The 11959-nt window shown below is 41.5% G+C and carries 11 protein-coding genes; 3 read left to right on the top strand and 8 right to left on the bottom strand.

What is annotated here, in order from left to right:
• The first annotated feature begins 126 nt into the window (after positions 1-126).
• Positions 127-558: an Rrf2 family transcriptional regulator gene (locus ASG46_RS14980; RefSeq protein WP_007497090.1), complete on the top strand. Its 432-nt coding sequence runs from the start codon at positions 127-129 to the stop codon at positions 556-558.
• A gap of 160 nt (positions 559-718) precedes the next feature.
• Positions 719-2194: a catalase gene (locus tag ASG46_RS14975; protein ID WP_041091807.1), complete on the top strand. Its 1476-nt coding sequence runs from the start codon at positions 719-721 to the stop codon at positions 2192-2194.
• 45 nt (positions 2195-2239) lie between these two features.
• On the opposite strand, the gene ASG46_RS14970 is transcribed toward ASG46_RS14975, so the two are convergent.
• On the bottom strand, positions 2240-2623 hold the full coding sequence (locus ASG46_RS14970) for a YqzG/YhdC family protein (protein WP_056705090.1): 384 nt from the start codon (positions 2621-2623) through the stop codon (positions 2240-2242).
• A 128-nt stretch (positions 2624-2751) separates the two neighbouring features.
• Between ASG46_RS14970 and ASG46_RS14965 the strand changes: the two genes are divergently transcribed.
• Positions 2752-3000 (top strand): YhdB family protein, encoded by a 249-nt coding sequence (locus ASG46_RS14965; protein ID WP_008349000.1) that lies wholly within the window; start codon positions 2752-2754, stop codon positions 2998-3000.
• 158 nt (positions 3001-3158) lie between these two features.
• Here the strand turns inward: ASG46_RS14965 and ASG46_RS14960 are convergent, their stop codons facing one another.
• From ASG46_RS14960 to ASG46_RS14930, 7 genes are all read right to left on the bottom strand, one after another.
• Positions 3159-3809 carry a response regulator gene (locus tag ASG46_RS14960; RefSeq protein ID WP_056705088.1) on the bottom strand — a complete coding sequence of 217 codons (651 nt, stop codon included), beginning with the start codon at positions 3807-3809 and terminating at the stop codon, positions 3159-3161.
• Entirely contained in the window at positions 3806-4951 is a 1146-nt protein-coding gene (locus ASG46_RS14955) for a GAF domain-containing sensor histidine kinase (RefSeq protein ID WP_041507534.1), read from the bottom strand. The genes ASG46_RS14960 and ASG46_RS14955 overlap by 4 nt, the downstream gene beginning before the upstream one ends.
• 151 nt (positions 4952-5102) lie before the next feature.
• Positions 5103-6848: a phospho-sugar mutase gene (locus ASG46_RS14950; protein WP_056705085.1), complete on the bottom strand. Its 1746-nt coding sequence runs from the start codon at positions 6846-6848 to the stop codon at positions 5103-5105.
• 144 nt (positions 6849-6992) lie between these two features.
• Positions 6993-8654, bottom strand: coding sequence for a glycerol-3-phosphate dehydrogenase (gene glpD / locus ASG46_RS14945; RefSeq protein WP_056705084.1), 1662 nt, complete (start codon positions 8652-8654; stop codon positions 6993-6995).
• A 139-nt stretch (positions 8655-8793) separates the two neighbouring features.
• Positions 8794-10290, bottom strand: a complete 1497-nt coding sequence (gene glpK, locus ASG46_RS14940) for a glycerol kinase GlpK (RefSeq protein ID WP_007497075.1) — start codon at positions 10288-10290, stop codon at positions 8794-8796.
• Positions 10291-10305: 15 nt separating this feature from the next.
• Positions 10306-11121: an MIP/aquaporin family protein gene (locus ASG46_RS14935; protein ID WP_008349011.1), complete on the bottom strand. Its 816-nt coding sequence runs from the start codon at positions 11119-11121 to the stop codon at positions 10306-10308.
• Between the two features lie 215 nt (positions 11122-11336).
• Entirely contained in the window at positions 11337-11894 is a 558-nt protein-coding gene (locus ASG46_RS14930) for a glycerol-3-phosphate responsive antiterminator (RefSeq protein ID WP_017360356.1), read from the bottom strand.
• Positions 11895-11959: the final 65 nt, after the last annotated feature.

The following is an 11959-nucleotide window of genomic DNA, read 5'->3' as shown; positions in this document are numbered from 1 at the left end:
AACGTATAAAAGCAATATTTATAATACATGTTTTAAATGTTGTCACATTTAGCACTTTCTCGAACAGTTTTTGTCTAAAATGTGTTACGATGATACAAAACTCTATTAGGTTTAGAGGTCGTCCAAATGAAACTTACGAATTATACAGATTTCTCATTAAGGGTACTCATTTATTTAGCTTCGAGAGAAAACAATGAACTGTCAAATATTCAGCAGATTGCCGATATTTATGGCATTTCGAAAAATCACCTGACAAAGGTCATTTACCATCTTGGAAAACGTGGTTATGTAGAAACGATCCGCGGAAGAAATGGTGGGATTAGGCTGGGGAAAAGCCCAGAAAGCATTAATATTGGTGAGGTTGTCCGCTATACAGAGGATGATTTAGTCATGGTTGAATGCTTTGATCCGAAGAAAAACAGCTGTATTATCTCCCCGATTTGTTCATTAAAGCACGTACTTCATGAAGCTCTCACTGCTTATTTACGCGTTCTTGACCAATACACATTAAGTGATTTAACACAAAACAAAGATGCTCTAAGAGAGCTTCTGCTCTAAGGCGAAAGAATTTATTTCTTTCGTCTTTTTCTTTACCTCCTTGTAATAATAATTTATTTAAAATAATTATAAATAAATATTGACTATCATGTTTGATTCAATATAATTAGGGTATATAGATTGCTAGAAACCATTTTTTGTTTACAGGAGGAGAAAAAGAATGACAAATTCTAATCATAAAAATTTGACGACGAATCAAGGCGTGCCAGTTGGCGATAATCAAAACTCAAGAACTGCTGGTCACAGAGGGCCTTCATTTCTTGATGATTACCATTTGATTGAAAAACTTGCACACTTTGACCGTGAACGTATTCCAGAGCGTGTTGTTCATGCAAGGGGCGCCGGCGCTTATGGTGTGTTTGAAGTAGAAAATAGCATGGAGAAACATACAAGAGCAGCCTTCTTAAGTGAAGAAGGAAAACAAACAGACGTTTTTGTCCGTTTCTCAACGGTTATTCACCCTAAAGGTTCGCCTGAAACATTACGTGACCCTCGCGGCTTCGCTGTCAAATTTTATACAGAAGAAGGCAACTATGATCTAGTTGGGAACAACTTGCCGATCTTCTTCATTCGTGATGCACTTAAATTCCCTGATATGGTTCACTCTCTCAAGCCAGATCCTGTAACCAACATTCAAGATCCTGACCGTTATTGGGATTTTATGACGTTAACACCTGAATCTACTCACATGCTCACATGGCTCTTCTCTGACGAAGGTATTCCTGCGAACTACGCTGAAATGCGCGGTTCTGGTGTTCATACGTTTAGATGGGTAAACAAATACGGAGAAACAAAATATGTGAAATACCACTGGAGACCATCAGAAGGCATTCGCAATTTATCGATGGAAGAAGCTGCAGAAATTCAAGCAAACGACTTCCAGCATGCGACAAGAGACTTGTATGATCGTATTGAAAAAGGAAATTATCCAGCATGGGATCTTTACGTTCAGCTTATGCCGCTCAGTGATTATGATGAACTAGATTATGATCCATGTGATCCGACGAAGACATGGAGCGAGGAAGATTATCCGCTGCAAAAAGTGGGCCGCATGACACTGAACCGCAATCCAGAAAATTTCTTTGCTGAAACAGAGCAAGCTGCTTTCACGCCAAGTGCCCTAGTACCAGGAATTGAAGCATCTGAAGACAAACTGCTTCAAGGTCGTCTGTTCTCTTATCCTGACACGCAGCGTCACCGCCTAGGTGCAAACTACATGCGCATCCCAGTGAACTGTCCTTATGCGCCTGTTCACAATAACCAACAGGATGGCTTTATGACTACAACTCGTCCAAGCGGTCATATTAACTATGAACCAAACCGTTATGACGATCAGCCAAAAGAAAACCCTCACTACAAAGAAAGTGAACCGGTTCTTCACGGTGACCGTATGGTGAGACAAAAAATCGAAAAACCAAACGATTTCAAACAAGCTGGAGAAAAATATCGAAGCTACTCTGAAGAAGAGAAACAAGCATTGATCAAAAACCTGACAGCTGACTTGAAAGACGTAAATGAAAAAACGAAATTACTTGCGATCTGCAACTTCTATCGTGCAGATGAAGATTATGGACAGCGTTTAGCGGATTCACTTGGTGTGGATATTCGCTCATATCTTCAAGGAAGCATGAAATAGATCTTCTTTTCAGCTGGAGCACCTCTTTTTAAAAGAGGTGCTTTTTTATAACCGAAACACGTTAATACTAATCAAATGACCCGTCACCGGATGAAAATAAATTTCTGCATGTGCTGCAAATCGTGTGGAGCCTTCCTTCACGGTCACGCGAAACACATCTTTTGTTTGATCTTCATTCACTTGTGTACGTCCAATGTAATGATAATCGTTTAAAGCGGCGCCTTCATATTCATCTTGCAAGGCAGTATACGCAAGTCTTTCCCAATTCTCTGCCGGCTGCTCGGCTGCTTGTGAAGATGGATGAATCATGAGACTGCCAAATAAAACAATTCCTGCTGCAAAAAGCATCCATAATTTCGGGTGCATAATATCAATATTCTCACTTTCATGTCTATTTTGTTTAGGTTTTGCTGGTTGGTTCTTTTTCATACATCAAGCATTTATTCAGCCTATAATTCCCGGTACCCTGTTTATGCAGACACCAACTTTTCCCCTGAAAAAGTCGATCTGATCCGAGCAAACTAAGTAAGACTTCTCAAGGGAAAGGAGAAGGTTTAATGAATGTGGCAGATTATGATAAGGCACTTTATTATACGCATCGCTCGCAATGGGATAATTTACTTATTCTTATGGTACGTACGCAAGATGACTTGCTCTCGAAACGTATTGAGCATTTCTTACATGCGTATCAATTTAACCGGAACGATGCAGATGTTGAAAAATGTTTATATGGACTCCTGCAGTATATCGACCATGCTTCAGAGGCTGCCGTTGCTGAAGCATATGCTGAACCAATGTACACATAAAGGAAAAGGCTGATTTTCTTTCAGATTGTTGAAATAGGGCTAAAATGAACTTTATTTTAGCTCTTTGTTTTCAGCCTTTTACTAACCGCCTTTCATAAAGAAGAAAAGACTTCATGAGGAATACTCATGAAGTCTTTTGGAATGTCCACCATGACTGTTTACAACAGCTCTTTCGGCTGATTTTTTTGATAATCTACTGCATAGAGAGCGGCCTGAGTTCGATCTGCCAGCTCTAACTTTGATAACAGATGAGACACGTGAGTTTTCACAGTCTTTTCAGAAATAAAAAGCGATGAGGCAATTTCTTTGTTACTTTTCCCTTTTGCGATTTCAAATAAGACATCACGTTCTCTATTGGTCAGTTCGTTCATCAATGCCCATTTTTGCTCTTTAGGTTCTGTTAGATGCTGGACAAGAAACGCTGTAATATGACCATCTAGCTGGTACGTACCATTTTGCACCTCAATCATTGTCGTGAGAAGCTTTTCAGGTGCTACATCCTTGAGCTGATAAGCCTTCGCTCCCGCTTGGATAGCAGGGATCACATAGTCCTTATCTGCATAGCTTGTCAAAATGACAATGCGGACATCCGGCATATCCAGCGTCATTTGCTTTGTCGCCTCAATCCCATTCATTACAGGCATAGAGAGATCCATCAAGACAATGTCAGGCTTTGTTTGCCTAACTACCTGCAGTGCCTCTTCCCCATTGGATGCCTCACCGACGATGTCCACATCTGGCTGGGTTTGCAAGAAAAAGACCAGTCCTTTTCGGACAATGTGATGATCATCTGCAATGACTACCCTCATGACAATCCCTTCCTTTCTTGAGAAAATGGTACTTTCACATCAATCGTCGTTCCCTTCCCTAGCTCAGAATTGATGCAAAATGTACCTCCTGCTCTTCGGATACGGTCAGCCATCCCTTTCAGCCCAAATGAAGGAAGACTCATTTGTTCATCATACTGAAATCCCTTTCCCTGATCGATGATTTTCATACCAAACGTATCTCCTGATTGCTCCAGTTTGACCTCTACTTTCTCAACGCCCGCATGCTTTTGGCAATTATTTAGAGCTTCTTGGCATACGCGAAATAAAGTCTCATGCTTTGAATGATCTATTTCCATACAGCCTGATAAAGACAATGAACAATTTAGACCTAAAAGCTGTGCATACTCTTCAATCGCTGTCGTAAAACCTTTTTCAAGTCCTTTTGGTCTTAACTGCCAGATGAGTGATCGCATTTCAATGAGGGCATCTTGTGATAAATGCTGAATAAAATCAATCATTTCACCTAATTTTTGATCACTTGTCATTTGACGCGCTGCCTTTGCAGTCAAACTCACGGAAAACAGCATTTGATTCACAGAATCGTGCAAATCCTGCGCAAGCCGGTTTCGTTCTTCTAGCAGTGCATGCTGCTGCTCATTTTGCACAAGCTTCATGCGCTGAATGGCCGTACCTATTTGCAGTGCAATACTTTCAAGCAGATTCAGCTCCTCCTGTGTAAATGTGACCTTCCCTTTTGCCGCCACATTTAATAAGCCAAACGTTCGCTTACATGCTTGGAGCGGAACGGTTGCATGATGGGTAATTCCTTCTGTATCTCCAAGCTTTTGCTCAATCGCTGTTTCAATCCGTTTACAATTGATGATATTGGTCGCTGATTGCAGTGAGCCTTTTGTGTAGCGGTTGATGCAATAGCAATCGTTTTGACACATCAATTGCTTTCGATCCTTTGCCAGTGCTTCAGGTAAACATACTTCTGCCATTAGTTCATACGATCCGTCTTCTTCTATAAAATAAATCCATGCTGTTTGAAAGCCTGTCACTTCCATAAGCATATGAAGCACTTCATGAAGCGTTTCCTTCATTTCCATCCCTTCATTTAGCTTTTCAGCAATTTCTTTTAACGTTTTTAATGTTTTGACTTTTTCTTGGTAATCTCCCATCGTGTGTACCCCCGGCTTTTACTGCCTCTCTTATCAATATGTTGATTATACCATGAGCATCTGTGCGGCTCTTTCTCAAAAAGGATGATTTTTTCTCATCCTTTTGACTGAGAAAAAGCCATCATGCATGACATGATGGCTTTTTGATATTTTATTTAGCTGTTTCTTCCACAATGTCATAGACGACTTTCATGACTTCTTCTAATAAGTGTTTCAGCTTTTCTTCGCTGTCTGTTAACGATGTGCCTTTGACTGCAATATAAAATTTGACTTTAGGCTCCGTACCAGAAGGTCGTAAACAAAACCATGAGCCATCTTCAAGGAAATATTTCAGGACGTTTGATGCCGGCAGATGAATCGTTTCTTCTTTCTTTTCAGCCACAAGGTACCTTTGACTTGATTGATAATCCTCAATGACCGTAATGCGCTGACCGGCGATAGAAGCTGGCGGGTTTGATCTAAAGGTATGAAGAATAGCAGAAATCTGCTCCGCTCCTACTTTCCCCTTTAAGGTTAATGACTTTAACCCTTCTCTGTAAAATCCAAATTCCTTAAAAATATCAACAAGCGCATCATATAATGACTTCCCTTGTTTCTTATAAAAGGCTGCGACTTCAACTGCTAATAACGCCGCTTGAACTGCATCTTTATCTCGTGCAAAATCACCGATCAAATAGCCGTAGCTTTCTTCATAGCCGAATTGAAACGTGTATTCTCCGCTTTCCTCGAACTGCTTGATTTTTTCTCCGATAAATTTAAAGCCAGTGAGCGTATCAATCGTGTCAGCTCCAAATGCTGAGGCAACAGCACGCCCAAGCTCACTTGTCACAATCGTTTTCATCACAACGGGGCGAGGCGGCAGCTGACCTAGTTTTTGTTTTTCAGATAATAAATAATGAAGTAGTAAGGCGCCTGTTTGGTTGCCGGTCAAAACGGTAAATTCACCATCATGATTTTTCACAGCGATACCTAATCGATCTGCATCTGGATCTGTCGCAATCAAAATATCAGCATTTTGCTTTTTACCAAGCTTGATGGCGTATTCAAAAGCGGCATGCTCCTCTGGATTTGGAGACGTGACCGTCGAGAATTGCGGATCTGGTTTTTCCTGTTCAGGCACAACCGTCACATGCTTATAACCAAATGCCTGAAGTCCGTTTCGGACAGGTTTATTCGCCGTCCCATGAAGCGGAGTAAACACCACTTTGACATCGACTTCTTTTGCAAGCTCAGGGTGCACACGAATCGTTTTTAATTTTTCCATATACGCTTGATCGATTTCTTCACCAATCATGCGGATCAAACCCTTTTGCTTCAATACCTCTTCTGATTCCACTGAAATGGCTAATTCATTTTCGATGGCATCTACTTCTTTAATGACTTGATCTGCTTCAAATGGGGGCATTTGGCCTCCATCTTCTCCATAAACTTTATAGCCATTATATTCTGGCGGATTGTGACTTGCTGTCACAACAATCCCTGCAAAGGCATTCAGTTCTCGAACTGCAAAAGAGAGTTCTGGTGTCGGACGCAGTTCGTCAAATACGTATGTTTGAATGCCATGCGAAGCAAGTGTTTTGGCCGCTTCCATCGCAAATTCAGGAGATTTATGGCGTGAATCATAGGCAATGGCGACGCCTCTTTTTTTTGCATCCTCTCCATGTGCTGCAATATACGCAGCAAGACCAGCAGATGCTTTTCGAACAGTGTAAACATTCATTCGGTTCGTTCCAGCACCAATTTCTCCGCGCATTCCTCCAGTACCAAACTCAAGGTTTTTGTAGAAGCAGTCTTCAAGCGCTTGATGATCATCTTGATGTGCCTCCAGCCATTCCCTTAGTTCAGTATCCAGGTGCTTCTCATTGATCCAACGCTCATAATTCGTATTCCAACTCATGGTCGTCCTCCCAGCTCTTATCATCAATAAAATAACATCTACTGTTATTTTATATGGAATTATCCTTCATGTCATGTTATATCATGAACATATGAAAAAACGATGAACAAAATAAAAAAAGCCGATACACGATCGGCTTTTTACTTATTCAGCATCAAGCGGTACGACTGCTTCATGGAATAGTCGGTCTAATTCAGTTTGATGTTTCTGTTTTGTCGCTTCATCCCAGCCAAAACGATCTGCCATATAGTCAACAACAGGCTGTGCATACGTTTTTGCCCAATTGATATTAAATAATAGGCTGCCTGTTCTTCTCAAGAAGAAATCGACAGGTGTTACAGCCAATTCTTCTTCGATCGCATAGACAAGTTCAGCCAACACATATGCGGGAATGTTTCGTTTGTCTGCTTCCCCTTGAAGCTGCTCCACACGCTTGAAGACATTGCTGACGTTTGAGCCATATTTCTCAGCTAATTTTTGTGCAATCGGTTCTGTCAAACCAACGGATGCTCCTTCTGCCGTTTTCGCTTGAACAAAGGATGCCATATTTTTTGAACCGCCTACATGCCCGCCTGAAATTGGCATATGTTTCGTTTTACATGGTCCGAAATCTTTTCCAGTTTCCTCTTTAAGTCCATCACGTACAAGATTCACAATGTGTTCAGCCATTTTACGGTAACCTGTTAATTTACCGCCAGCAATCGTGATTAAGCCTGAAGATGATGTCCATACCTCATCCTTACGAGAAATTTCTGAAGGATCTTTGCCTTCTTCATGAATGAGTGGACGAAGACCAGCCCAGTTAGATTCAACGTCTTTCTCTGTAATGTGAAGATCTGGGAACATATATTGAATGGCTTTGATCACGTAATCACGATCTGCTTTTGTCATACGCGGATGTTCCAGCTGTTTTTTGTAAACGGTATCTGTTGTTCCCACGTACGTTTTTCCTTCTCTTGGAATCGCAAAGACCATTCGTTTATCAGGTGTGTCAAAGTAGATTGCTTGTTTTAATGGGAAAACAGATTGGTCAAATACTAAGTGAATTCCTTTTGTATGTTGTAAATGTTTCCCCTCTTTTGAGTGGTCCTTGTCTCTTAACTGATCGACCCATGGACCAGTCGCATTGACGATTTTTTTCGCATATACGTCGTATGTTTTTTGCGTCATCACATCTTCAATGACAACACCGACAACTTTGCCTTTATCATAAATAAATTCTTTTACTTTCGCATAGTTGACCGCTTCTGCCCCGAATTTCACAGCCTCTTTCATGACTTCAATTGTCAGGCGTGCATCATCTGTACGGTATTCAACATAGTAGCCCCCGCCTTTTAAGCCATCCTTTTTCACTAGCGGTTCTTTTGCAAGTGTCTCTTTTGCACTTAGCATACTTCTGCGTTCACTATGCTTAACGCCAGCTAAAAAGTCATATACTCTAAGTCCGATTGAAGTTGAAAACTTACCGAATGTCCCGCCTTTATGCATCGGAAGAAGCATCCATTCTGGCGTTGTCACATGAGGACCGTTTTCGTATACGATGGCACGCTCTTTACCGACCTCTGCGACCATTTTCACTTCAAATTGTTTTAAATAACGAAGTCCGCCGTGTACAAGTTTCGTTGAGCGGCTAGACGTACCTGCTGCGAAGTCCTGCATTTCCGCAAGACCGACACGCATTCCGCGTGAAGCCGCATCAAGTGCTGTACCAGCGCCAGTAATACCCCCACCAATGATAAACACATCATATGGTTTTTTTGTCATGTCCTGAAGCATTTGTTCTCTTTCTAAGCTAGAAAAAGTCATCTCTTGTTCCTCCCATGTTGTACGGTAAAGAAAAAGAGACCGCAAACACCCAAAGCGTATTTCTACACTTCGGTGCTTGCGGTCTCTCCAGTTCTCCAACCGTTCTATTAACTTACTTGAAGTATACCATACTTTTTGTTTATTTGAAAGCTTGAGCTGCTTTTACAGCCTTTTTCCACCCGCTGTATAACGAGTCACGGCTGTCTTCTTCCATTTTAGGTTCAAAGCGCTTGTCAAGGTTCCATTGTTTTGCAATGTCTGAACGGTCGTTCCAGAAGCCAACTGCTATTCCCGCAAGATAGGCCGCACCGAGTGCCGTCGTTTCATTAATTTCTGGACGTTCTACTGGCACATCCAGCAAATCACTTTGGAAGCCCATTAAGAAATCATTCTTTACAGCCCCGCCATCGACACGCAATGTTTTAAGTGAGATGTTTGAATCTTTTTCCATCGCATCTAAAACATCTTTCGTTTGATAAGCAAGTGATTCTAACGTTGCACGAACAAAGTGCTCTTTAGAAGTACCGCGTGTTAAACCGAATACAGCGCCTCGGACATCACTATCCCAATATGGTGTGCCTAAACCAACAAATGCTGGTACGACATATACGCCGTCTGTTGACTCAACACGCTCAGCATAAGCTTCACTGTCTTTTGAGTCTTTAAACATTCTAAGTCCATCACGCAGCCACTGGATCGCTGAGCCAGCAACGAAAATACTTCCTTCTAAAGCATATTCAACTTTGCCGTCAATGCCCCATGCAATCGTCGTTAACAATCCATGATCCGACTTAATTGCTTTTTCCCCTGTATTCATCAACATGAAACATCCTGTACCATATGTGTTCTTCGCCATTCCTTCTTCAAAGCAAGCCTGACCGAATAACGCAGACTGCTGATCTCCTGCCGCTCCTGCAATCGGAATATTTTTACCGAAGAAGTGATAGTCTGTTGTTTCACCATAAATGTGTGATGATGGTTTGACGTCTGGCAGCATGGAAGCTGGAACACCTAAAATATCAAGTAGTTCTTCATCCCATTTCAGATCGTAAATATTGAACATTAACGTTCTTGATGCATTTGAATAATCTGTCACGTGTGATTGACCGCCAGTCATTTTCCAAATGAGCCATGTATCGATTGTGCCAAACAGTAAGTCACCATTTTCTGCTTTCTCCCGAGCACCTTCGACATTGTCTAAAATCCATTTCACTTTAGTACCTGAGAAATAAGCATCAATGAGTAGACCCGTTTTATTTCTAAACGTTTCATCGTGCCCTTGCGCTTTTAGCTCATCACATATACCAGATGTTTGTCGTGACTGCCAAACAATTGCATTGTAAACGGGTGCGCCTGTATGTTTATCCCAAACGACAGCTGTCTCACGCTGGTTCGTAATTCCGATACCGGCGATTTGATCTGCTTCAATTCCTGATTCGATTAAAGCAGTTGAAATAACTGATAGAACAGAGCTCCAAATTTCATTTGCATTGTGTTCTACCCAGCCTGGGTTCGGAAAATATTGATTGAATTCCTTCTGAGCTGTATGGGCAATTTTACCTTCTTGATCAAATAAGATCGCTCTTGAGCTTGTTGTCCCTTGATCTAATGCGAGAATATATTTTTCTTTTGCCATGGTGTTTTCCTCCCCTTACATACTTTCATTGACAGCATTTGTCTGGTTTTTCGTAGAAACATAGAGTCCTAACAATACCACAACTAAAATAACGCTTACAATCCAAAAGGCTGGTGTGACGTTCGCTTTAAAGGCTGCATTATAGAAAACACCGCCAAATGCACCGCCCAAAATTGGACCAACAACAGGAACCCAAGCATATTTCCAATTTGATGGACCTTTACCTGGAATCGGCAGAATGGCATGTGCGATTCTTGGACCTAAATCACGTGCAGGGTTAATTGCGTAACCAGTTGTACCACCTAATGAAAGACCAATTGCGACAATTAAGAAACCAACAATCAGCGGATTGACTCCGTCTGCAAATTTATTTGCACCAATCGCTAAAATTCCTACCACCAATACAAATGTACCAATGACTTCACTGAGCACGTTTGCAAAAGTATGCGGAATCGCAGGACCAGTTGAGAATACGCCTAGTTTTGCACCTGGATCGTCTGTCGCTTTCCAGTGTGGTAAGTAATGTAAGAAGACAATAATAGCTCCGAGTAATGCGCCAAGCATTTGACCGACAATATACATTGGAACATCAGCCCAAGGAAAACTTCCTTCTAATGCAAGACCTATTGTCAGCGCCGGGTTTAAATGTGCACCGCTGATTCCTCCAGTGGCATAAGCTGCAATCGCTACTGCAAATCCCCATCCGAAAGCGATTACAATCCAGCCGGACTGGTAAGCGAGCGATTTCTTTAAACTGACTGCCGCACACACACCGCCTCCGAAAATAATAAGAAGCATTGTACCAACGACTTCACCCCAAAATGGTGTCATGAAAAATTCCTCCTCTGGTTCAGTTGCCATCCCCTATAAATGTGTAGAAAAGATAAAGAAAAAAGATCCACAACAAACATACTTTACATCAGGGTCATTTGTCACCTAGTAAAGCGTCGTTGTGGATCTCCGTTTCTCCATCACATGATATTAACTTAGTGCTATAGTAACAGAGGATGAAAACGTTGTCAATCAATTTTCACATTTTATCTTTTTCACTTTTGGAACGCTTTCCAAAGCTCTGTATTCGATGTGGTGACAGCTGTCGCCCCTGCTGCAAGCGCCCTTTCTACATCTTCTTTTGTTCGAATAAATCCTCCTGCAAATATTGGTATTCCAGCTCTTTCGCGCACTTCTGTAATTAAATCTGGCACGACACCCGGCAATACTTCAATAAAATCTGGACGATGTTTCCCGACAAACTCCATGCTTTTTTCCATCGCACTTGTATCAAGTAAAAACATTCGCTGGATGGCATATACCTTTTTCTGCTTGGCTTTTACTATGACAGAAGACCTAGTAGAAATAATGCCAGCTGGTTTCATTTCCTGACAAATAAATTCCGTTCCGTACTCATCATGTTTGATTCCGTGAATGAGATCGACATGGACAAACATTTTTTTATGATGCGCATTCGCCTCATTCATGATGCCCTTAAGCCGCCCTAAGTGAACATCTAGTAAGACCCCATATGTAAATGGACTTTTTAAAAATTCCTCAAATTGCTTCATATTGCGAACAGCAGGTAGAATGGGTTGATCATGAAAACTCATATGCCGTCTCCTTCTCGTGTGTATTGGTTCTATCTTCTCCTTACAGTAATAGAATCGCATGTTTT

The sequence above is a fragment of the Bacillus sp. Leaf49 genome (genome assembly GCF_001426125.1).
GTDB lineage: Bacteria > Bacillota > Bacilli > Bacillales > Bacillaceae > Bacillus > Bacillus altitudinis.
The sequence above is the reverse complement of the archived record's forward strand: the minus strand, read 5'-3'. Positions and strand labels throughout refer to the sequence as shown.

Excerpts from the sequence above, each read along its gene's own strand:
- ASG46_RS14980 (WP_007497090.1), top strand. The coding sequence starts at position 127 with ATGAAACTTACGAATTATACAGATTTCTCATTAAGGGTACTCATTTAT.
- glpD (WP_056705084.1), bottom strand. The coding sequence starts at position 8,654 with ATGACTTTTTCTAGCTTAGAAAGAGAACAAATGCTTCAGGACATGACA.
- glpK (WP_007497075.1), bottom strand. The coding sequence starts at position 10,290 with ATGGCAAAAGAAAAATATATTCTCGCATTAGATCAAGGGACAACAAGC.
- ASG46_RS14975 (WP_041091807.1), top strand. The coding sequence starts at position 719 with ATGACAAATTCTAATCATAAAAATTTGACGACGAATCAAGGCGTGCCA.
- ASG46_RS14965 (WP_008349000.1), top strand. The coding sequence starts at position 2,752 with ATGAATGTGGCAGATTATGATAAGGCACTTTATTATACGCATCGCTCG.
- ASG46_RS14960 (WP_056705088.1), bottom strand. The coding sequence starts at position 3,809 with ATGAGGGTAGTCATTGCAGATGATCATCACATTGTCCGAAAAGGACTG.
- ASG46_RS14950 (WP_056705085.1), bottom strand. The coding sequence starts at position 6,848 with ATGAGTTGGAATACGAATTATGAGCGTTGGATCAATGAGAAGCACCTG.
- ASG46_RS14970 (WP_056705090.1), bottom strand. The coding sequence starts at position 2,623 with ATGAAAAAGAACCAACCAGCAAAACCTAAACAAAATAGACATGAAAGT.
- ASG46_RS14935 (WP_008349011.1), bottom strand. The coding sequence starts at position 11,121 with ATGACACCATTTTGGGGTGAAGTCGTTGGTACAATGCTTCTTATTATT.
- ASG46_RS14955 (WP_041507534.1), bottom strand. The coding sequence starts at position 4,951 with ATGGGAGATTACCAAGAAAAAGTCAAAACATTAAAAACGTTAAAAGAA.
- ASG46_RS14930 (WP_017360356.1), bottom strand. The coding sequence starts at position 11,894 with ATGAGTTTTCATGATCAACCCATTCTACCTGCTGTTCGCAATATGAAG.